The following is a 21,513-nucleotide window of genomic DNA, read 5'->3' on the forward strand; positions in this document are numbered from 1 at the left end:
CCTCGGGAGTTCTCACTGTCCGGCGAGGCCGGTGTGCGCGACACCCGCCACGATCTGGCGCTGGAAGAAGACGAAGACGACGATGAGCGGCAGGCCGGCCATCAGGCCGCCGGCCATGAGCTGGGCCCACTGGATGCCGTAGGAGTTCATGACGGTGGCGATGCCGTTCGGCATGGTCATGAGGTCGGGGTTGTTGGTCACCATGTAGGGCCACAGGAAGTTGTTCCACGAGGCGATGAAGGTGAAGATGCCGACCGCGGCGAGCGAGGAGCGCGACAGGGGCAGGACGACGGTGAAGAAGACCCGCCAGCGGCCGGCGCCGTCGATGAAGGCGGCCTCTTCGAGTTCGCGCGGGATGCCCTGGAAGAACTTGTAGAGGATGTAGACCATCGCGGCGGGCGCGCACTGCGGCAGGATCATGCCCCAGTAGGTGTCGACCATCCCCATCTGCTGGACCGTGGTGAACAGGGGCACCCCGAGGACGGCCGGGGAGACCATCAGGCCCGCCATCACGACACCCATCAGGACGGCCTTGCCCTTGAACTCCGTGCGGGCGAAGCCGTATCCGGCGAGCGCGCTCACCAGAAGCACGATGGCGGTGACGCAGACGGAGACGACGAGCGAGTTCACCAGCCAGTCGGTGATGTTGCCGGTGTCGAAGAGGGCCTTCCAGGCCTGGCCGGTGACGTGCTTCGGCAGCCAGTGCGGCGGTATCTCGGCGGCTTCCGCCTCGGACTTCAGGGAGGTGAGCAGGGCCGCGACGATCGGTGCCACGAAGACGGCGGAGACGGCGACGCCGAGCAGGGTGAGGACGATCTGGCTGGGGGTCCAGCGCTTGCGGGGCCTGGTGCGTACGGTCGTCGTGGCGGTGGTCATCGGCCGCCCTCCTCACGGTTGCGCAGCAGCCACATCCGCGCCAGGGCGACGACTGCGATGATCACGAAGAAGATGATGGAGATCGCGGAGGCATAGCCCACGCGGTAGCTGGTGAAGCCCTGTTCGAGGGTGTACTGCACGAAGGAGCGGGTGCTGAGCTCCGGTCCGGGGCCGAAGTCCATCATCACGACGGCCTGGTCGAAGAGTTGCAGCGAGGCGAGGATCTGGAGCGCGACGACCAGGCCGGTGATGTGGCGCAGCATCGGCAGGGTGATGTGGACCATGCGGTGCCAGGCGTTCGCGCCGTCGAGCTTCGCGGCCTCGTAGAGGTGGGCGGGGATGCCCTGGAGCGCGGCGAGGTAGAGCAGGAAGGAGAAGCCGACCGTCCACCACAGGGTCTCGATGACGATGGCGAGCATGGCGTACGACTTGTCGGTGAGCCAGGGCGTGTCGATGCCGAGGGTCTGGTTGAACAGGCCGATGCCCTGGGTGAACAGCCACTGCCACATGTTTCCGGCGACGGTGGAGGGCAGCAGGAACGGGGCGAAGAAGCACATCCGCCACAGCCATTTCCCGCGTTCGATGTGGTGGGCGAGCATCGCCAGCCCGAAGGCGAGGACGGTGATGCAGGGGACGACGAGGAGGGTGAAGTACGCGCTGTGTCCGAGCGCGTCCCACATGGCCGCGTCGTTGAGGGCCTCGCGGTAGTTGCCGAGGCCGATGAAGTTCGCGCTCTCGCCGGAGACGTTGGCGTCCGTGAAGCTGAGGTAGATGCCGCGCAGCAGCGGCCAGATCACGAAGAGCGCGAAGAGCGCGAGGAACGGGGCGACGAACCAGGCCCCGTGCTGGAAGCCCTGCTTGCGGCGGGCGGTCGCGCCGGCGGTGGCGGTCTTCGTCCGCACCGGTGCGACGACGGTCTGAGCGCTGGTCGTCATGCGACCGCACCTCCCTGCGCGGCGGTGTGGCCGTCCATCGGGTTCTTCGAGGCGAGGAGCTTCACGAGTCCGGTCCTCATCCGCCGGGCGACCGTGTCCGGTTTGGCGGAGCCCATGGTGGAGGAGACGACCATCGGGCCGAGGTCCTGGGCGAGGATGCCGGTGGAGCCCGCGAACCACACCTTCGGCTCGGTGGCCTGGTGGTCCATGGCGCTGACGTACTCGTGCTGCGGGGTGAGCCTCTGGTACGCGGCCGTGGACAGCGTCGGCGTGTACGCGGGGATGTGGCCGCCGGCCGCCCATTGCAGGGCGTGCTTGACGACGTACGCGGCGAGCCGGTGGGCGCCCTCGTTGGTGGCGCCGCCGCGGCCGGACTGGTGGGGCAGCACGAAGGAGTGGGACTCGGCGTGGGTGGCCCGTCTGCCGAAGACGGGCGGCAGCGGGGTCGCCCCGTAGTCGAGTTTCGCGCCGGAGAACACCGGCACCGACCAGTTGCCCTCCCAGGTGAAGGGGGCGCCGTTGACGAACTGCTCGCCGGTGGGGGCGCCGGGGATGACGTAGCCGTCGGTGACGTGGCGGCGGAGGAACTCCAGGACCTCGGTGGCCTTGTCGGCGTCGAAGGTGACCTCGGTGTTCGCGGCGTTGAACCAGGTGCCGCCGAGCTGGGTGTAGAAGGCGACGAAGAACCACCACTGGAAGTTCTGGTCGTTGGTCCACAGGCCGATGGTCTGCAGGCCGCTCTTGGTGACCTTCTTCGCCTTCTTCAGGACGTCGAACCACTCGCCGGTGGACGTGACGGGGACGAGATGGCCGTCGTCGCCGATCAGGTCCGCCTTCTTCAGCACGTCCCTGCGGTAGAAGCAGAGCTGGACGTGGATGTCGAGCGGGAGGGCGTAGAGCTTGCCGTCGACGACGGCGCGCTTCCACAGGGCGGGGTTGAAGTCCTTCTCGTGGACCCCGTACTTGGCGAGCAGACCGACGTCCCAGGGGTCGAGCAGACGGCCCGGTGAGAAGCCGGGTACGCGGCCGAGGTGCATGACGCCGAGTTCCGGTGCGCGGTTGCCGGCGGCCGCCATGGCGAGCTTGGTGTAGAAGGGGTTGCCCCACTGGAGGGTGGAGTCCTTGACCGCGACGTCGGGGTTCTCCTCACGGAAGGCGTCCAGCATGGCGATCATGTTGGAGCCGTCGCCGCCGCTGAAGAGGTTCCAGTAGCGCACGCGGGTGCGCGCGCCGGCGGCGAGCGCGTCGGCGCCCGTGCCGAGGGCCGCGAAGCCGAAGCTTCCCGCGACGGCGAGGCCGCCCGCGGTGGCCAGAAGGTGCCTGCGATTCAGGCCAGGTCGTCCCATTGCCTGCCCTTACGTTTCGAGGGCTTCGTGCCCTTGTGCCCGCAGCGCCATCCCCATATGTTCGGTATTTCGAATGGCGCTCGTAACTTCGAACGGGAACGTAAGGTCGTCGCGCCGGGACGTCAATGGTTCGGACACGACTTCGACCCGGGTTGTCGAAACGTAATCAACCCGCCCCGCGCTCCCGGCCGGTGGTTCGCGTGACGCGGACACGCCCGGCCACGTAGGCTCGAACAACCCTGGAAGCGGCGGCGGAAGGAGGGCGGGATGGGCATCACGGCGCTGCCGGGACGCCTTCGGCACCGCTCGTCCATGCGCGCGCTCGCCGCCTCCCTCACCACCGCCGTACGCCGGTCCGGTGAACCCCCCGCCGATGTGCGGGAGCTGTGCCGTGCGCTGTGCGCGGCCATGGCGCGCCGGCGCGGGGGACGGCCCGTCGAGCTGCGCTTCGAGAAGTTCCCGGACGGCATCGGGGTGACCGGACTGTGGGTGGAGTTCGCGGACTTCGACCTCGTCATCGTCGAGGAACGCGCCGAGGAGGTGCAGCAACTGGTCGTCCTCGGGCACGAGTTGTGGCATCTGCACGCCGGGCACCGGCACCAGGTCGCCACCCCCGCCGCGGCCCGTGCGCTGGCCGGGCGGCCCGGCTGGCAGGGCCTCGCGCTCGGCGCCGCCGCCCGAGGTGGCTCCCGCTCCCGCGACGAGGCCGAGGCCGACGACTTCGGTCACCGGCTCGCCGCACTGTGCCGGGACCTCGTCACCGGCCCCGCCGGCGGGCGCCCGGCCGACCCGCTGCAGCGCTCCCTCGGCTACCACCGGCGCGGACGGGCCCCACGATGACGTTACGGCTGGCGCTCACCCCGTCGGCGTTCGTGACCGACTTCTACACCTCGTTCTGGTGGATCCCGACGCTGGTGCTCGCCTCCGCGCTGGCCGTCAAACTGCCCACCATCGTGCGGCTGTGGAAGGACCCGCTGCTGCGCGCGGTCGGCGGCCTGCTCCTGCTGGCCTGCTCGGTGTTCGTGTTCGTCGCGCCGTCCACCATCGCCTGGACCAACCGGGTCACCGGCGTGCCCAACATCGCCGCGCCGCTGGTCTACTCGCTGCTCACCGCGTTCTGCGGGTCCTGCCTGCTGCTGATCATCGCCTGGCGCAACGGCCTGCCCCAGCACTCGCCGACCACCCGCCGCGCCCGGCGCCTGGTCCTCACCTCCTACGGCGCGGTGATCGTCGCCCTGTGGGCGCTGTTCGCCCTCGCCGACGTGCCCGTGGAGCGGCTGCGCGACCTCGACACCTACTACGCCACCACGCCGTTCATGCGCGAGGAGATCCTGCTCTACCTCCTCGCGCACTGCGTGGCCGTCCTGATCACCTCGCGGCTGCTGTGGAACTGGGTGCGCGCCGACGGCCTCGACGGCTGGCTGCGCTGGGGGCTGGTCTTCCTCGGCGGCGGCTACGCCATGAACCTCGTCTTCGACGCCGCGAAGCTGACCGCCGTCGCCGCCCGCTGGACCGGGCACGACCTGGACCGGCTCTCCACCGAGGCGGCGCCGCCGGTCGCCGGTCTGTCCGCCGTGCTGATCGCCGTCGGCTTCATCCTGCCGCACATCGGGCAGTACCTGCAGGACCGCTGGCGGATGCGGCTCGCCCACCGCGAACTCGCCCCGCTGTACCAGCTGTTGCGGTCCCTGCACGGCGGTGGTGTGCCGCGCGTGCTGCGCGCCGCGCCCGAGCTGCGGCTCATCCGGCGCGAGACGTACATCCGCGACGTCCTGCTGCCGCTGGCCCGCCACCTCGACGAGGACCTGCGGCGCCGGGCCGAGGACGCCGCCGTCGCCCTCGGGCACCCGCCGGACGGGGCGCGGGCGCTCGCCGCCGCGGTGGCCCTGGTGGACGCCGTCGAGGCGGGGCGCGGCAGCCAGGGAGGCGAGGAGGCGGGGGCCGACGGTGTGGACACGGCGCGGCTGCTGAGGGAGATCGGCGCCGTCTCGCGGGCGCTGCGCCGCCGGGACGCGCTGGAGGAGGTGCGCGCCCGCGCCGCCGGCCTCGGCTCCGCGCAGGGCACGAGGTAGCTGAGGAGGCGCGGGGGTTGGCATAGTGCACGGCGGGGGCTTGCAAGGTGCACGACGACCGTACGAGCACACCGGGACGGTGCCGAGAACAGTGCGTATCTGGCGTACGAGCAAGGAGATGCGTCGGCTCGCCGACGCCCTCATCGACCCCATGCGGGTGCCCCTGCCCACGGACGCCGAGACGCTGTTCGCCGCACTCGTCGACTCCGTGAGCGCCTGGCGGGGCCGCGAGGTCACCGTCCACCGCGAGGTCTTCCCGCCGCACACGGCGAGCGGGCTGTGGCTGGAGCGGGAGGGGCAGGACATCGTGGTCGTCGACCGGCGGGCCGCGGTGTGGCACCAGATCGTGATCTTCTGCCACGAGGTGTGGCACATGAACCGGCGGGACGACGAGCCCGAGACGCTCGGCGCACTGCCCCGGCCGGTCGCCGCCCGCACCGACTTCAGCCTCGACGAGGAACAGGAGGCGGACCGTTTCGGCATGCTGATGGGCCGCCGGCTGCGGGCCTGGCTCGAGGCCTCCCCCGACTCGGTGTTCGCCGCCGGCAGCGCCGACACCGGCGGCCCCCAGGACCTCGCCGGCCGGATCGGGGCGGCGCTCAACTACCGCGGGACACGCAGATGAACGGCCTGACCAACTACCTCAGCTGCGGTGTCCTGTGGCTCGGACTCGCCCTGAAGGCGCCCGACCTGGTGCGGCACCGCCACGACCCCTATCTGCGGGCCATCTGCGCGGTGCTGGGCCTGGCCGGGCTGTGCTTCCTCCTCGGCGCGCCGCCCACCGTGGGCGCGGTCAACCGCCTCAGCGGCGTCGCCAACCTCGCCGCGCCGCTGACGTACGCGGCGATCACCGCGTACGGCGCCGCGTCCCAGGTGCTGATCGTGCGGTGGCGGGGCGGTCCCGGCGTACGCCGCACCGCGCGGCGCTGGATCACCGCGTACACCGGCGTGACCCTCGGCATCGGGCTGACGTTCGCGCTGGGCGACGCGCCCGTGGAGCGCCGCACCGACCTGGACACCTACTACGCGACGACGCCGTTCATCGCCGAGATGATCGTGCTGTACCTGGTGGCGCACCTCGTCGCCGCCACCGTCACCATGGTCTCGGCGCTCTCCTGGGCCCGGCGGGTGACCGGCTGGCTGCGCGCCGGGCTGCTCGTGCTGGGCGTGGGCACGCTGTCCGGGGCCGGCTACAGCGCCGCCAAGCTCGTGGCGGTGGGCGCCCGCTGGACGGGGCACGACTGGTCGCCGCTGGACACGGCCGTCTCGCCGGCCGCGGCGGGGCTCGGCGCCCTGCTCACCTCGGCCGGCATCCTGGTACCGCTGGCCGGCCCCCGGCTCGCTCAGTGGCGTCGCGCGCGGCGGGAGTACGCGCGGCTCGCCCCGCTGGAGCGGGAGCTGGACGGCGTCCTCACCCGCCGCGCCCTGCGCCTGCCCCGGCCGCGCTGGGCCACCCCGCCCACCCGCCTGATCTGGCGCCAGACCAGCATCCACAACGCCCTCGGCCACCTGGACAGCGCCTACGACCCCCTCCTGTACGCCCGCACCCACGAGGCCGCCCTCGCCGCCACCGGCGACCCCGCCCGGGCGAGCGCGACGGCCTGGGCGACGGTGATCGCGGCGGCCGCGGAACGGGACCGGGCGGCGGCCGCGTCGCCGGCGGACCCGCGGACGGCGGAGGTGACCGCGGGGGCCCCGGCGGCCGCGGTCCGCGTCGGCGGCGCGCTGTCCACCGCGACCGGGGCGCCCGGCACCGGGGCCGGCGGGCCGCTGATGGTCGCGGTGGCCGGTGACCGGACCGCCCTTCCGCCGGGCGGCCCCGTCGACCTGGCCCGCATCGCCGACGCGCTCGGCGCAGGGGTGCGGGGCGTGGACGGGGTGCGTGCGCGATGAGCCTCGTCGTGTATCTGGCGGCCTGTGTGTTCGGACTGTCCTCCGTGCTGCTCTTCCGCCGCCCCCGCACCGCCCTGCGCGACCCGCTGACCGTGTCCACCTGCGCGGCGATCGTCCTCGGCGCGCTCGTCTTCGTGTGCGCCGCCCCGCTGACGCTCGCCGCGGTCAACGACCTGACCGGCATCTCCAACTTCGGCGCCCCGCTCACCTACGGCATGCTCTCCGCGTACAGCTGCTCCCTGCTGATCCTGCTGATCAACTGGCGCGGCGGCTCCCGGGAGCGCGTGCGGCGGCTGGTGCTGCGCTGCGTCGCCGCGTACGGGGCGGTCGTCGTCGCCATCGTCGTGCTGTTCGCCGTCGCCGGCGCCCGCACCGAGCGGCTCACCGACCTGGACACCTACTACGCGACGACGCCCGGCCTGCGCGAGATGATCCTGCTGTACCTGCTGGGGCACAGCGCGGCCATGCTCGCCATGTGCGCGGTGTGCCTGAAGTGGGGCCGTGAGGTCACCGGCCTGCTGCGCGCCGGGCTGCGGCTGATCCTGGCCGGCGCGCTGCTGGACCTGCTGGGCTTCCAGGCCACCAAGTACGCCGCGGTTGCGGCCCGTTGGTGCGGCCGGGACCTGGACTTCCTGTCCACGACCGTCGCCCCGCCCATGGCGTCCCTCGCCGCGCTGATCTGCTCCGCCGGCTTCGTGCTGCCCAGGCTGCTGCCGGCGATCGTGGCGCAGTGGCGCGGTTACGGCGAGAACCGCACGCTGCGTCCGCTGTGGTCCGCGGTGCGCTTCGCCTCCACCGCGCCGAAGCCGGAGGCCTGCTGGTGGTGGCTGCCGCAGGAACGGCTGCGCTGGCGGGAGGTGTCCATCCACGACGCGCTGCTCGCGCTGGCCCCGTACTTCGACGAGCGGGTCCGCGTCCGCGCGCTGGACGAGGCGCTGCGGGCCGGCCGCTGCGCGCACCGGGCCCGCATCGAGGCGGAGGCCGCCATGCTGGCCGCCGCCACCCGCCGGGCCGCCGCGCAGGAGCCGCCGCTGGACGCGCCGAGCCCCTACCGGCTGCACGCCACGGAGGTCCCCGGCACCAGCGGCCTGGTGGAACTGGCGCGGGCGCTGTCCCGTTCCCCTCTCGACGCGGGCGGGCGCGCCGGTACGGTAAGGGCCGCCTCCCCCCGCTGAACTCCCGTCCGCCGAACCCTAGGAGCCCCATGCCGCACAGAGCTGTCGTCATCGGAGCCGGCCTCGCCGGGATGCTGGCCGCGGCGGCGTTGTCGGCCACCGTGGACGAGGTGGTCGTGGTGGAGCGGGACGACCTGCCCGAGGGCCCCGACCACCGCAAGGGGCTCCCGCAGGGCCGGCACGCCCATCTGCTCATGCCGGGCGGCCTGGCCGCGATGGAGGAGCTGATACCGCGGGCGAGTGTGCGTCAGGCGCTGCTCGCGGCCGGCGCGCACGAGGTGCCGCTCGGCTCCGGCATGCTGGCGCTCACCCCGGAGGGCTGGCTGCGGCGCTGGCGCGACGGCGGGCCCCGCATGATCACGTGCAGCCGGGCGCTGCTGGACTGGGTGGTGCGGGACCTGGTGCTGGCGCACACCGGTGTCCGCATCGAGCGCGGCCGGGCGCTGGAACTCACCGGCTCCCGCGGCCGGGTGAGCGGCGTACGGGTCGAAACGGCCGCCGGGCAGGAGGAGTTCACGGCGGACCTGGTGGTCGAGGCGGGCGGGCGCGGCTCCCGGGTCGTCGAGCGGCTGGAGCGGCTCGGGGTGTCCGGGATACGGGAGAAGACGGTGGACGCCGGGCTCGTCAACGCCACGCGCCTGTACCGCACGCCCGAGGGCGCCGAGGACTTCCCGCTGACCGTCGTCCAGGCCGACCCGTACGTGTCCCGGCCGGGCCGCAGCGGCATGGTGCTGCCCATCGAGGGCGGCCGCTGGATGGTCAGCCTCGCCGGCACCCGGGGCGGTGAGCCGCCGGCCGACCCGGAGGGCTTCCTGCGGTACACGCTCGACCTGCCGCACCCGATCGTCGGCCGGCTCATCTCCGGCGCCGAACCGCTGGGCGACGTGCACGTCAGCCGCAGTACGAAGAACTCCCGCCGCTATCTGGAGCGGTCGCGGGAGTGGCCGGAGGGCTTCGTGGTGCTCGGGGACGCGGTGGCGACGTTCAACCCGGCCTATGGGCAGGGCATGTCGGTGGCCGCGCTGGGCGCCGCGGGGCTGCGCCGGGAGCTGGAACGCGGCGGCCCCACCGCGCCCGGCCTGGCCCGCCGGGTGCAGCGCAGGGCGGCCCGCGCGGTGGAGGCGGCCTGGGCGTCGGCGGTCGGCCAGGACATCTGGTTCCCCGACGTGCGCGGCGGCCGGCCCGGCGTCGCCGACCGCCTCGTCACCCGCTACTCCCGCCGACTGACGGGCGCGGCGACCTCCTCCTACGGCGCGGCGCGCGCCCTGTGGGACGTGACGAGCCTGCGCACCGGGCCGACCCGCCTGCTGCGTCCCGACGCGGTCCTGGCCGCGGTGACGGGCCCCCTGCTCCCGGCCCTGTCGGGGCCGCCGCTGACCCCGGCGGAACGCAAGATCCTCACGGAACTGGACCGCAGGGGACGGGAGGAGCGGGGGCGCGGCCAGGAGACCGGCCGGCGGGTGGAAAACAGCCGGGGCGCGTGAGGGGACGGGGGGTGTAGAAGGGACCGGGGGCGTGGGAAGGGCGGCCTCGGGGTGTGCAGGGCGGCCCGGGCGCGACAGGGACCGGGGCGTGTGAGGACGGCCCGGCGTGTACAGGGCGGCCCGGGCGCGACAGGGACCGGCGCGTGTGAGGGCGGCCCCGGCGTGTGCAGGGACCCGGGCGCGTGCAGGGCGGTCCCGGCATGTACAGGGACCCGGGTGGGTGCAGGGGCCCGGCGGGTGCAGGGGCCCGGTGTCGTCCCGGTTTCAGCCCGCGAACGCCCGCTGCGGCAGGCCCTTGCCCGCGTTCGGGACGACCAGCAGGGAACCGGCCGCCGGATGCGGCGCGGTCAGGCCCACCCGGGCGGTCGTGACGTACAGGTCCGTCAGGTCCGGGCCGCCGAAGGCGCACGCCGTCACCCTCGGCGTGGGCAGCGGGATCACCCGGTCCAACCGGCCGCCGGGGGTGTAGCGGCGCACCGCCGCCCCGTCCCACAGCGCCACCCACACGCAGCCGTCGGCGTCGACCGTGAGGCCGTCCGGGAACCCGGCGCCCTCCTCGATCTGCGCGAACGGCCGCCGGTCCGCCACGCGCCCCCCGGCGTGGGAGAAGACGTCGACGCGGCGGGTCGGGGAGTCGACGTAGTACATCAGGCGGCCGTCCGGGCTCCAGCCGGTGCCGTTGCTGACCGCCACGTCGTCCAGGACCACTTCGGCCGCGCCGTCGCCGGTGATCCGGGACAGGGTGCCGCCGCCCGGCGCCTCGTCGTAGCGCATGGTGCCCGCCCACAGCGCGCCGTCGGGGGCCACGGCGGCGTCGTTGGCGCGGCGGCCCGGCACCGGCTCGTGGCGCAGCCAGCGGAACGCGCCGTCGGCGTCGAGGAGGCCGACGCCGTCGCGCAGGTTCAGCACCAGGCCGCCGCCGGCGCGGGGCTTGGCCGCGCCGACGTGCTGCCCGGTGGTGCGCACCGTGCGGCGGCCGGTGACGGGGTCGTAGGTGTGGACGCGGCAGCCGAGGATGTCCAGCCAGATCAGCCGGCCGGCGGCCGCGTCCCAGGTCGGTCCCTCACCGAGGGCCGCCTCGGCCCGAACCGCGACCTCGTACGCCGGTCCGCTCATGCCGCGCTCCGGTGGCCGAGGTTCTCCGACAGCTCGGCGGCGCCCTTGGCGGCGAGCTGCTCCAGCTCGGCCTGGCGCTCCTCGCTCCAGCGGATCATGGGCACGGAGATGGACAGCGCGGCCACGACCCGCCCGGTGCGGTCGCGGACCGGCGCGGCCACGCAGGACACGTCCGGGTTGGACTCGCGGGACTCCACCGCGATGCCGCGGGCGCGGATCCCCGCCAGGGCCTCGCGCAGGGCGGCCGGATCGGTGATGCTGTTCGGGGTCATCGCGACCAGCTCGGCGTCGTCGGGGACGCGGGCGGCGAGCTCGTGCTCGGGGAGGGAGGCCAGCAGCATCTTGCCCACCGAGGTGCAGTGCGCGGGCAGCCGGCGGCCGGCCGCGGAGACCATGCGCACCGCGTGGGTGGAGTCCACCTTGGCGATGTAGATGACGTCGGTGCCCTCCAGGATCGCCACATGCACGGTCTCGTCGCAGGTCTCGGCGACGGCGCGGGCCACCAGCTGTCCCTCGGCGGCGAGGTCGAGCTGCTCGGCGTAGCGGCTGCCGAGCTGGTACGGGCGCACGCCGAGCCGGTAGCGTCCGGGCTGGCCGGGGACGGTGACCAGGTACTGGCGCGCGGCGAGCGTGGTGACCAGCTCGTGCACGGTCGTGCGCGGCAGTTGCAGCTTGCGCACGATGTCGGGGGCGGAGAGCGTGCCGTCCCCGTCGAGGAAGAGCTCCAGAATGTCCAGAGCCCGGGTCACGGCAGGTACGAGGCGTCCCACGACCGGCCCCCTCCCTTGTGTCGGAAAGCCTGCGTTCGATATTTCAACAGGCGGTCGGCATGACGAACACAGGCTAGTCATATCCGGATCGCGCGGGCAATGGTGCGGACGCACGCGTGTGGACTGGGGAACGATGGAGGACGTGCCGCCCTCTTCCCAGCGCCCCTCGTCCCCGCGCCCCGCCGCACCCTTCACCCGCCGTGACTTCCAGCTGGTCCTGCTGCGCCGCATGGCCGACCACAACCCCGAGCTGGTGGACGACGCCCGCCGCACCCTGGGCGCCTCCCTGGCCGAGATGCGCGAGGCGAACAAGCGCTGGCAGGCGATGATCCGCTCCCCCCGAGCCCGAGCGGCGGCCTCCCGGTATCGATCGGTCCTCGGCCCGCCGCAGTACGAGGCGAAACGCACGATCGGCGACCTGGAGTGCCCCGCCTGGCAGTGGCCGCTCCCCCTCTGGCCCGACCTGCGCTTCGAGGTGCTCGTCGGCCCGCACGGCGCGGTCTGGAACGAGTGGCTGGTCCGCGCCCCGGACGCCCCCGCCACCGGCCTGCGCACCTTGGAGGACCTGACCCCCTGGTGCTGCACGGTCGACGAGGCGGCCCGCGCCTTCGCCCCGGCCCGCCCCCTGGAGGGCACGGCCCCCACCCGCTGGGGCCTGGCCTTCACGGCCCCGGACACACAGGGCGTACGCCACGAGGTGGTCGCGGAGTTCACCTGGGGCCTGCTCCAACGCACGGCGGTCACTTCACCGCGAAGGTGACGGCAGCCCCCTCAGGGGCGCGGGGCTGTATTCATCTGCGGCGTCGCCGCGTGGGCGCGACCAGCCACACGACCACCCGTACCCGCACGACGACCAAAACCCGGCAGACGAGACCGCGCCCTGGGGTAGGAAGGACGCCGAGCCCCCCGAGAAAAGGAGCCCCGTGCCCTCCCTCTTCCCCACCCTCACCGACAACCCCGGCGAGCAGGAAGCCCTCCGCTTCGGCGACCGTCGGCTGACGTACGCGGAACTCGCCGCCGCGGCCGGCGCCGTCGGGGACCGGGTGCGCGACCGCGGCCGGGTCGCCGTATGGGCAACCCCCGCACTGGAAACCGCCGTCGGCGTTCTCGGCACGCTCCTCGCCGGCGCGGCAGCCGTCCCCCTCAACCCGAAGTCGGGCGAGAAGGAACTGCGGCACATCCTCACCGACAGCGCGCCCGCCCTCGTCCTCGCCGCCCCCGGCGACGACCTCCCGGCGGCCCTGGACGGATACGAGCGCGTGGACGTCGACGTGCGCGCCGCCGGTCCCGTCCCCGACGACCGGGACGCCGACGCGGGCGACCCCGCACTGGTCGTCTACACGTCCGGGACCACGGGCCCGCCCAAGGGAGCCGTCATCCCGCGCCGGGCGATCGCCGCGACCCTGGACGCGCTCGCCGACGCCTGGCAGTGGACCGGCGCGGACGTGCTGGTGCACGGGCTGCCGCTGTTCCATGTGCACGGGCTGGTGCTGGGCGTCCTCGGCCCGCTGCGCCACGGCGGCTCGGTGCGCCACCTCGGCAGGTTCACGGCCGAGGGCGTGGCGAGGGAGCTGGGCGCGGGCGCCACCATGCTCTTCGGCGTGCCGACCATGTACCACCGCCTCGCCGAGGCCCTGCCCGACGACCCGGGGCTGGTGAAGGCGCTGGCCGGGGCGCGGCTGCTGGTGTCGGGCTCGGCCGCGCTGCCGGTGCACGACCACGAGCGGATCGCGGCGGCGACCGGGCGGCGGGTGATCGAGCGGTACGGCATGACGGAGACGCTGATGAACACCAGCGTCCGCGCCGACGGCGAGGCCCGCGCGGGCACGGTGGGCGTGCCGCTGCCGGGCGTGGAGCTGCGGCTCGTGCAGGAGGACGGCTCCCCGGTCGCCGCGTACGACGGGGAGACCATCGGCGAGATCCAGGTGCGCGGCCCGAACCTGTTCACCGCGTACCTGAACCGGCCCGACGCCACCGCCGCCGCGTTCACCGAGGACGGCTGGTTCCGCACCGGGGACGTGGCGGTGCGGGATCCGGACGGCTATGTGCGGATCGTCGGGCGCAAGGCCACCGACCTCATCAAGAGCGGCGGGTACAAGATCGGCGCCGGGGAGATCGAGAACGCGCTGCTGGAGCACCCGGGGGTGCGGGAGGCGGCCGTCACCGGGGAGCCGGATCCGGACCTGGGCGAGCGGGTGGTGGCGTGGATCGTCCCGGCGGACCCCGCGGCGCCGCCGTCCGCCGAGGACCTGGCCGCCCATGTCGCGGACCGGCTCGCCCCGCACAAGCGTCCCCGCGTGGTCCGCTGTCTCGACGCCCTTCCCCGCAACGACATGGGCAAGATCATGAAGCGGGCGCTGGCCCATGACTGACCGCCCGTCCGCCCGGGCGGCCCTCGCCCTGGTCACCGACGACTTCACCGAACTGCCCGCCCCCGAGCGGCGGTCCCGGCCCGACGGCCCGCTCGGCTGGCAGGGCTACGACGACGCCCGGGCCCGCGCCGCCGAACGCACCGGTGAGGAGGAGTCCGTCGTCTGCGGCACCGGCACCGTCGAGGGCACCCGGGCGGTGCTGATCTCCTTCGAGTTCGGCTTCCTCGGCGGCTCCCTGGGCGAGCGCACCGGCGACCGGCTGGAGCAGGCGTACACCCACGCCCGCGCCCACCGGCTGCCGGTCGTGCCGCTGGTCGCCACCGGCGGCAGCCGGATGCAGGAGGGCATGCTCGCGCTCACCCAGCTCCAGCGGGTGGCGCGGCAGTCGGCGCTGACCAGGGAGGCGGGGCTGGCGCAGATCGCGGTCCTGCGGGACCCGACGACCGGGGGCGGCTGGGCGACGCTCGGCGCGGGCGCCGACGTGATCCTCGCGCTGCCCGGCGCACAGGTCGGCTTCGCGGGCTCGCGGGTGCGGCCGCCGGACGCCGACCCGGCCGCGTACACGGCCGAGGCGCAGGTGGCGGCGGGGTCGGCGGACGCGGTGGTGGAGCCGGGTGAGCTGCGGGCGGTGCTGGGGCGGTGGCTGCGGCTGCTGACGCGCCCGTCCGGGGCGCCGGCGCCGGTCCCGGAGGCGCTCGGGGCGCGGGACATGCCGGCCTCGGGCTGGGAAGCCGTCCGGCGGGCCCGGGACCCGCGGCGTCCGCGCGCACAGGCCTACTTGGACGCCTGCTTCGGCGAGCGTGCGGCGATCTCCGGCGACCGCTGCGGCGGCACCGACCCCGGCGGCATGCTCTGCGGGTTCGGCGAGCACGAGGGGCGGACGGTCGCCTACGCCGCCCAGACCGGCACGGCGACCCGGCCGGCCGGCTACCGCACCGCGGCCCGGCTGATCCGGCTCGCGGACCGGCTCGGCATCCCCGTGCTGACGCTGGTGGACACGCCGGGCGCGGCCAACGACGCGGAGGCCGAGCGGCAGGGCGCGGGCCCGGCCATCGCGGAGGTGTTCGCGGCACTGGCGTCGGCGCGCACACCGGTGACGACGCTGGTGATCGGCGAAGGCGGTTCGGGCGGCGCGCTGGCGCTCGCGGCCCCCGGCAACACGTGGGCCACCGCGGACAGTTACTTCTCCGTCATCGCGCCGGAGCTCGCGGCGGCCATCCTCAAGCGCCCGCCGGAGGAGGTGGAGGCGACGGCCGACCAACTCCGCATCCGGCCGCAGGACTTGACGGAGCTGGGCGTGATCCGAACAGGCGATCAGTTGTTCCCTGGAACAGGTGATCGTCACTCGTGAGGGCGACTGCGGCGGGTGGGACCAGTGATACTTACGGTGTGCAAGCGACGGGCTGCAGACCGTAGTTGACGCACAGGTCCCACAACCATGCATGACCGCAAGGAGAAGCACCACCATGAACCTGCTCACCAACGTCCTCGCCGGCCTCGTCCACTTCATCGGCTGGCTGGTCTGAGGGCGAAGGCCCGAAGCAGCAACAGCGGCGCCGTCTCCCCGTCCCAGGGAGACGGCGCCGCCGTCCGTGTATCCGTACCGGGTTACCTCACACCCACCGCCCGCAGGATCTCCTGGCGCACCGAGCCGCCGCGGTCGTCACGGGCGAAGGCCCGCAGCGAGAGGGACGCAGGGCCGCGCGGCACGGTGAGCGTGCCGCGCCAGGACGCGCCGGAGCCGTCGAGGCGCACCTGACGCCAGGTCCTGCCGTCGTCGTACGACACCTCGAGCCGGCCGCCGCCGAGCGTGCCGGTGCCGGGCGCGCCCTCGACGTGGGAGGCGCTCAGCCCCACCGGGACGCGGCTGCCGCCCCGGACGCCGCCGGCGAGGTCGGTGCCGATGTCGTAGGAGAGGTTGATCAGCGGCAGGAAGGTCTGCCGGTCCCCGGGGGTCGCGGCCGAGCGGAAGGTCCACTCGGAGCGGCCCCGGGTGGCCCTGCCCCAGCGGGCGGCGTCGAGGGCCGTCTCGGTGACGACGGTGTACTCGTGCTCGTCGGCGGGCGCGTCCCACACGTACGCGGCGGAGCTGCGGCCCGTGTCGACCAGTGTCCCGTCGAGGTAGACGGAGGTGGTCTGGCTCATGCCGCTGTCCTCGCTCCACACGTCGCCGAAGCCGGTGTGGTCGGGCCCGGAGTCGCCCCAGCCGGGCGTGTTGAACTGGAGCTGGTTGCCGGTGCGCTGCTGTCCCCAGCCGAGCCCGGTGCCGAGCCAGGGGTGCCACACCGGCCGGAACCAGTTCAGCCCGGGCCGGGTGCCGCCCCGGTAGGCGACGAGCCCGCTGCGCTCCTCCAGCGCCCCGTCGGCGGCCGTCACCGACTCGTGCCAGAGCTGGCCGGGGCCGGTGGAGACGTAGTCGGTGCGCTCGGCCGGGAAGTCGGCGCGTTCCTGGAAGCCGATGCCGATGGGGAAGGTGCCGGTGATCGAGTACCGGAACTCTCCGCCGGAGACGGGCTTCGCCGCGTGGAACCTCACACCGACGGAGGCGAGTTGCCGGGTGCCGGGCGCGTAGGTGAGGTCACGGTCCGGGATCGCGCCCGGGTGCCCTTCGGACAGGTCGTACACATACGGCGTGTCGCGCGTGATCGTGAGGTCGGCGCGGCCCGTTCGGCGCAGCCGCCCGGCGTCGGCGGTGTTCAGCGTGGCGATCGGGAAGGGCCGGTCACTGCCGTCGTCGGCGCCCCACCAGGCGTTCAGGCGGCCGGGGGTGGAGTCCGTGACGAACAGCGCCTTCACGCCCGCGTCCTGCGCGGCCTGCGCGAGGGCGGCCGGGTCGGTGCCCTCGGTGAGCCGCACCAGGACGGCCTTGCCCGCGACGCCGGTCAGCGGGCCGTCGCCGGCGTCGACGAGCGGCAGCCGCAGCCGTCCGTCGGTGAGAGCCCCGCCGGGCTGCGCGACGGCCTCGCCGGCCCCGCGCACCTCCATGAGCGGCTTGCCGAGCCGCCACACGGTCCGGTACTCGAAGATGCCCCGCGCGACCTTCCGGGTGGGCGCCGCGAACACGCTGTCGTACGTCACCGGCACCTGGACCGCGCCGAACAGGTCGGAGCCGCCCGCGGCACGGTCGTACTCCATGAGCAGCTGCCGGGTCTCGGTGCGCCGCCCGGTCTCGGCCCGCACCTCACGCAGGGTGCGGCCGTCCAGGGTGACCTCACGGTCGCGGTCCAGGGCGATCTCGGGGGCGGCGAGGAAGCCCAGGCCGAGGGAGTCGGCGCCGTGGCTGCCGCGCACGTCGAGGAAGGAGGTCAGGCTGTACGTCCCCGGCTTCAGCCGCAGCGTCAGGGTGCCGGAGCCGCCGACCTGCGCGGGGAACGGGTCCACGCCGGCCGCGAGTTGCTGCACAGCGAGGTCCGCGGCCGCGGGCGCGCCGTCGCGGTCCTTGACGTGCACGGTGAGCGTGTACCGCTCCTCCTCCTTGACCAGCCCGAACGCGGTGTGCGCGACGGGCGTGCCGGCCGCGTCGGCGGCCACGACCTGCCCGCTGGTGGTACCGACGGGAGCCTTGGCGCCGTCGCCGGTGACGGTGGTGGAGGCGGTGCCGTGCGCGGGGACGGTCAGCGCGGTGTCGGCGAGGGCGGCGACACCGTCCGGCGCACCGGTGACGGAGAGCTTCAACTCGGTCGGTGCATCACCGGAGTTGGTGTAGGTGAGCGTGCGGGTCACCGGCTTGTCCGCGTCGTACGGCCAGCGGTAGAAGCCGAGTTCGGCGCTGCCGGTGGCGGTGACGGTCGCGCCGATCGCGTCCGGCACGCTGACCCGCCCGCTGCCCAGCTGGTAGGCGGACGCGTCCAGTTGCCTGGACGTGGACATCAGCGCGTCCTTGAGCCGGGCGCCGCTCCAGTCCGGGTGGAGCTGTGCGAGCAGCGCGGCGACACCGGCGACGTGCGGCGTCGCCATCGACGTCCCGCTCATCGAGGTGTACGGCCCGCTGCCCGCGGTGAGCTGGGAGCGGGCGGCGAGGATGTCCACGCCCGGCGCGGAGATGTCGGGCTTGAGCGCGTTGTCGCCGTACCGGGGTCCGGCGCTGGTGAAGTACGCGGCCCGGTCGGCGGAGTCGACGGCGCCGACGGTGAGCGCGGCGTCGGCGGCGCCGGGCGAGCCGATGGAGGAGGGCGCGCCGGTGTTGCCCGCGGCGATCACGAACAGGGCGCCGGTCTCGCGGGTGAGGGTGTTCACGGCCTGGGCCATGGGGTCGGTGCCGTCGCTGGGCTCGGTCGAGCCCAGACTCATCGAGACGACCTTGGCGTGGACGTCCTTCGCGGCCCACTCCATACCGGCGATGATCTGCGACTCGCTGCCCGAGCCCTGGTCGCTGAGCACCTTGCCGACCGCGAGCGTGGCGTCCGGCGCGACGCCCCTCTCCCGGCCGTCGGAAGCGGCGCCGCTGCCGCCGACGGTGGAGGTGACATGCGTGCCGTGGCCGTTGCGGTCGGCGACCTCCTCCCCCTCGATGAAGCTCTTCGACGCGGTGACCCGGCCCGCGAGGTCGGGGTGGGTGACGTCGACGCCGGTGTCGAGGACGGCGACGGTGACGCCCTTGCCGGTCAGCCCGGCCTCCCACGCCTGCGGCGTGCCGATCTGGCCGTTGCTTTCGGCCATGTCGGCCGTGACCCGCGCGTCGAGCCACACCTTCTCCACGCCGCCCTGCCGGGTGACCGCCTGCCAGAAGGCGCGCCCATTGGGCGCCCGCACGGCGTCCCCGCGCACGCTGGGCAGCGCCCGCACCCGCTCGGCGCCCCGCGGCAGCGCCGCGCGCACACCCGTGCCGTAGGTGACGATCAGCGGCAGCGCGCCGGCCTTGTCGTCGGTGAGCCCCTGCCCGATCAGCGCGCTGACGTCGAACAGCCGCCGGTCGAGCGTGCCCGCCCGCAGATACGGCAGCGCCTCGTCCGGTACGACGCTGATCTCGCCGTTCGCGCTCTGTGTGCGCACGGCGCCGCTCGCGCCCCGGGGCCGCTGCACGGTGACCGTCCGCTTGCCGCCGCCGAGGCCGGTGACGGTCACCCGGTCGCCGGTGACGAGGGTGACGGTACGGGCCGCGTCCGCGGTGCGGGCCGCGTCCGCGGTGCGGGCGGCGCTCACGGTGGGTGCGCCGGTGGCCGTGCCGCTGCCGGCCGCCGCGCCCGCACCCGCCGGCAGCAGGGCGATCACGAGCCCGGCCGACAGGAGACTCGCCCCGCGTCCGACTGGTCCTCTGCTCATCCACGCCTCATTTCGTCGTGTGTCCGACGAGTGTCACGGGGCTTGTGTGGCCCGGGAGTTGACGGTAGGCGGCGGGAAGCTGCCCTGGCGGGTTCCCGCCAGGCGCCCGGCCACCACGGGTGTAACCGGCTGCACCGCCCCGGCGCCGTCAGCGACAATGAGGACCGACAAGGTCACCACGCAACGGGGGAGTTGGCGCGCGATGGAGCAACTGGTGGAGTTCACGACCGCGGAGGGCGCCCACGTCGTCGTGGAGGGCGTCGACGACGAGGCCGGCGCCCGGCTCGTCTCCCGCGGCGGAACCGCGCAGGCCACCCGCACTTTCGAGGACTCCCTGGCGGGCGTGCGCACGGCGGCCGAGTCCGCGCTGCGGGTGCTGCGCGGCGGCGCGCTCAGACCGGACGCGGTGGAGCTGGAGTTCGGCGTGAAGATGAGCGCGGAGGCGGGAGCCGTCATCGCCAAGGGCGCGGCGGAGGCCCATCTGGTGGTCAAGCTGAGCTGGTCGCCGGGCGGCGCGGCGCCGGACCCGCAGACCCCCGCATGAGCGCCACCGCCTGGCACGCCCGCGTCGTCTGCGGCAACGAGGTGGGCGCCGGCTTCCTGGTCTCCGCACGCCATGTCCTCACCTGCGCGCACGTCGTGCGGCACGCCGGCACCGACCCCGTCGGCGTGAGCTTCCCCAACTCCCGTCAGCTGGGCGAGTTACCGGCCGCCGTGGCAGTGCGCGGCGGCTGGCAGGGCGGCGCCGCCGACCCCGGCGACCTCGCGGTGCTGGAGCTGCCCGAGGAGGTGCCCCTCGCCCCGGCCCGTTTCGCGCCGCCCGGCGCCGAGCGCGGCGGCCGGCAGCTGGTCGCCTACGGCTTCCCGCGCGGCTACGACGAGGGCATGCTCGCCTCCTACCGGGCGCTGCCCGGCCCGCGGATCTCCGACGAGTGGGTGCAGCTGGAGGCGCTGACCGGGCACGGGCAGCCGCTGGCGGCCGGGTTCAGCGGGGCCGCGGTGACGCTGGAGGACGGTGCGGTCGTCGGCATGGTCACGGCGGTCGCGGGCGGCCGGGACGTACGGGTGGGCCGGATGCTGCCCACCGAGGTCATGGCCCGGTACTGGCCGGGCCTGGGCGAGCTGGTGCCGACCGGTCACCGGCCCGAGGCGCTGCGCCGGCTGTACGCGCTGGTGCGGCGGGCCGAGGCGCAGGGCGGGGCGTGCGACGCGAACCGGCTGTACGGGGACGCGGTGGGCGCGTTCGGGCCGCCGCTGCCCCCGGGCGGCTTCACCTCGCTGTCCGCGGCGGCGGCGTACGTGCAGTGGGAGGTGCCCGAGGCGGAGGCCGCGTCCCGGCTGGCCGACCGGCTGGAGGAACTCCTGGACGGGGCGCCTCCCGTGCAGCCGGCCGCGGTCTGGTCGCCGGTCGTGGTGGAGATCGACCACAGCGGCGAAGGGCCCGACCAGGTCACCGTCGAGGTGTCCGCGTACCGCGACGGCCGGCGCCGGCCCGTCGGAACCCGCCGGCTGCCGAGGAACGCGGTGCGCGCCTACGTGCAGCAGCGCCTCGACGAGGCCGCGGACCAGCTCGCGCCGGACGCCGAGGAGCTGGTGACGTTCGTCCTGCCGCGCGAGTGGCTGAACGAGCCGGTGGCGCAGTGGGAGTGCAGCGAGTACGACAGCACGCCGCTGGGCTGCGCCTATCCGCTGGTGGTGACGGACCTGGCGCGGCACCGCAGCGGACGGCTGCGTCACCAGCTGCGCAAGAAGTGGCAGAAGCTGGACGCCTCGCCGGGCGCGGCCGTGCACCGCGTGGAGTGCGGCACCCGGGAACGCCCCGGCGGGCTGCGCAAGCGGCTGTGGGACGGCGACGCGCACCTCGCGGGCTTCGCCGCGCCGCCCACGGCCGCCGCCGAGCACTTCGCGGTCTCGCTCACCGTCCCGGTGCCGGTCCTGCTGTGGCGGCGCACAGGCTGCCCCGCCGCCGGGCACGACGGCCCGTGCTCGGGCACGGTGTTCCTGGACGAGCTGACGGCGTCCCTCACCGGCGTACCCCCCACCGAACTGCCCCGGTACGTGCAGAAGCTGCGGCTGACCGCGGACGCCGAGGACCCGGACGGGCACTGGGCGCGCGAACTGCAGCTGCTGTGGGACGACCCGCGCTGCTTCCCGGAGCCCGCCGCGAGCCTGCACACCCCGGTCGCCCGATAACCCCCTGGAGCAACGAACC

The 21,513-nt window shown here is 74.3% G+C and carries 17 protein-coding genes; 11 read left to right on the top strand and 6 right to left on the bottom strand.

Annotated elements, in window-relative coordinates:
• Positions 1 to 12 precede the first annotated feature (12 nt).
• From AC0B9F_RS02985 to AC0B9F_RS02995, 3 genes are read right to left on the bottom strand one after another with little or no spacing between them, the layout of a single operon-like run.
• On the bottom strand, positions 13 to 876 hold the full coding sequence (locus AC0B9F_RS02985) for a carbohydrate ABC transporter permease (protein ID WP_471998452.1): 864 nt from the start codon (positions 874 to 876) through the stop codon (positions 13 to 15).
• Positions 873 to 1,811, bottom strand: a complete 939-nt coding sequence (locus tag AC0B9F_RS02990) for a carbohydrate ABC transporter permease (RefSeq protein WP_471998453.1) — start codon at positions 1,809 to 1,811, stop codon at positions 873 to 875. Before AC0B9F_RS02990 ends, AC0B9F_RS02985 begins: the two co-directional genes overlap by 4 nt.
• On the bottom strand, positions 1,808 to 3,157 hold the full coding sequence (locus AC0B9F_RS02995; RefSeq protein WP_471998454.1) for an extracellular solute-binding protein: 1,350 nt from the start codon (positions 3,155 to 3,157) through the stop codon (positions 1,808 to 1,810). The genes AC0B9F_RS02990 and AC0B9F_RS02995 overlap by 4 nt, the downstream gene beginning before the upstream one ends.
• A gap of 267 nt (positions 3,158 to 3,424) precedes the next feature.
• On the opposite strand from AC0B9F_RS02995, the gene AC0B9F_RS03000 reads away from it, so the two are divergent.
• The 6 genes from AC0B9F_RS03000 (at position 3,425) to AC0B9F_RS03025 (ending at position 9,781) form a co-directional block, all read left to right on the top strand.
• The gene (locus tag AC0B9F_RS03000) at positions 3,425 to 3,997 is read left to right on the top strand and encodes a toxin-antitoxin system, toxin component family protein (RefSeq protein WP_471998455.1); all 573 of its coding nucleotides are present in this window, start codon (positions 3,425 to 3,427) and stop codon (positions 3,995 to 3,997) included.
• The gene (locus tag AC0B9F_RS03005; RefSeq protein ID WP_471998456.1) at positions 3,994 to 5,229 is read left to right on the top strand and encodes an MAB_1171c family putative transporter; all 1,236 of its coding nucleotides are present in this window, start codon (positions 3,994 to 3,996) and stop codon (positions 5,227 to 5,229) included. Before AC0B9F_RS03000 ends, AC0B9F_RS03005 begins: the two co-directional genes overlap by 4 nt.
• A gap of 118 nt (positions 5,230 to 5,347) precedes the next feature.
• Positions 5,348 to 5,854, top strand: a complete 507-nt coding sequence (locus AC0B9F_RS03010) for a toxin (protein WP_471998990.1) — start codon at positions 5,348 to 5,350, stop codon at positions 5,852 to 5,854.
• On the top strand, positions 5,851 to 7,122 hold the full coding sequence (locus AC0B9F_RS03015) for an MAB_1171c family putative transporter (RefSeq protein WP_471998457.1): 1,272 nt from the start codon (positions 5,851 to 5,853) through the stop codon (positions 7,120 to 7,122). The genes AC0B9F_RS03010 and AC0B9F_RS03015 overlap by 4 nt, the downstream gene beginning before the upstream one ends.
• Positions 7,119 to 8,297 (top strand): MAB_1171c family putative transporter, encoded by a 1,179-nt coding sequence (locus AC0B9F_RS03020; RefSeq protein WP_471998458.1) that lies wholly within the window; start codon positions 7,119 to 7,121, stop codon positions 8,295 to 8,297. The genes AC0B9F_RS03015 and AC0B9F_RS03020 overlap by 4 nt, the downstream gene beginning before the upstream one ends.
• 29 nt (positions 8,298 to 8,326) lie before the next feature.
• A complete protein-coding gene (locus AC0B9F_RS03025; protein WP_471998459.1) occupies positions 8,327 to 9,781 on the top strand; it encodes an NAD(P)/FAD-dependent oxidoreductase in 1,455 nt (484 codons plus the stop codon).
• 264 nt (positions 9,782 to 10,045) lie between these two features.
• Here the strand turns inward: AC0B9F_RS03025 and AC0B9F_RS03030 are convergent, their stop codons facing one another.
• Positions 10,046 to 10,897, bottom strand: a complete 852-nt coding sequence (locus tag AC0B9F_RS03030) for an SMP-30/gluconolactonase/LRE family protein (protein ID WP_471998460.1) — start codon at positions 10,895 to 10,897, stop codon at positions 10,046 to 10,048.
• Positions 10,894 to 11,667 carry an IclR family transcriptional regulator gene (locus AC0B9F_RS03035; RefSeq protein WP_471998461.1) on the bottom strand — a complete coding sequence of 258 codons (774 nt, stop codon included), beginning with the start codon at positions 11,665 to 11,667 and terminating at the stop codon, positions 10,894 to 10,896. Before AC0B9F_RS03035 ends, AC0B9F_RS03030 begins: the two co-directional genes overlap by 4 nt.
• Positions 11,668 to 11,800: 133 nt before the next feature.
• Between AC0B9F_RS03035 and AC0B9F_RS03040 the strand changes: the two genes are divergently transcribed.
• The 3 genes from AC0B9F_RS03040 to AC0B9F_RS03050 all read left to right on the top strand — a co-directional run bounded on the left by AC0B9F_RS03040 (position 11,801) and on the right by AC0B9F_RS03050 (position 15,390).
• Positions 11,801 to 12,427 carry a hypothetical protein gene (locus AC0B9F_RS03040; protein WP_471998991.1) on the top strand — a complete coding sequence of 209 codons (627 nt, stop codon included), beginning with the start codon at positions 11,801 to 11,803 and terminating at the stop codon, positions 12,425 to 12,427.
• Positions 12,428 to 12,590: 163 nt separating this feature from the next.
• On the top strand, positions 12,591 to 14,039 hold the full coding sequence (locus AC0B9F_RS03045; RefSeq protein WP_471998462.1) for an acyl-CoA synthetase: 1,449 nt from the start codon (positions 12,591 to 12,593) through the stop codon (positions 14,037 to 14,039).
• The gene (locus tag AC0B9F_RS03050; protein WP_471998463.1) at positions 14,032 to 15,390 is read left to right on the top strand and encodes a carboxyl transferase domain-containing protein; all 1,359 of its coding nucleotides are present in this window, start codon (positions 14,032 to 14,034) and stop codon (positions 15,388 to 15,390) included. The genes AC0B9F_RS03045 and AC0B9F_RS03050 overlap by 8 nt, the downstream gene beginning before the upstream one ends.
• 257 nt (positions 15,391 to 15,647) lie before the next feature.
• Here AC0B9F_RS03050 and AC0B9F_RS03055 read toward each other — a convergent pair whose 3' ends face one another.
• Positions 15,648 to 19,301, bottom strand: coding sequence for a S8 family serine peptidase (locus AC0B9F_RS03055; RefSeq protein WP_471998464.1), 3,654 nt, complete (start codon positions 19,299 to 19,301; stop codon positions 15,648 to 15,650).
• A 202-nt stretch (positions 19,302 to 19,503) separates the two neighbouring features.
• Here AC0B9F_RS03055 and AC0B9F_RS03060 point away from each other — a divergent pair, with 202 nt between their 5' ends.
• Together AC0B9F_RS03060 and AC0B9F_RS03065 are read left to right on the top strand one after the other, a co-directional pair.
• Entirely contained in the window at positions 19,504 to 19,845 is a 342-nt protein-coding gene (locus AC0B9F_RS03060; RefSeq protein WP_471998465.1) for a CU044_2847 family protein, read from the top strand.
• A complete protein-coding gene (locus tag AC0B9F_RS03065) occupies positions 19,842 to 21,494 on the top strand; it encodes a VMAP-C domain-containing protein (protein WP_471998466.1) in 1,653 nt (550 codons plus the stop codon). The genes AC0B9F_RS03060 and AC0B9F_RS03065 overlap by 4 nt, the downstream gene beginning before the upstream one ends.
• Positions 21,495 to 21,513 lie beyond the last annotated feature (19 nt).

This window comes from Streptomyces sp. NPDC097129 (assembly GCF_055668065.1).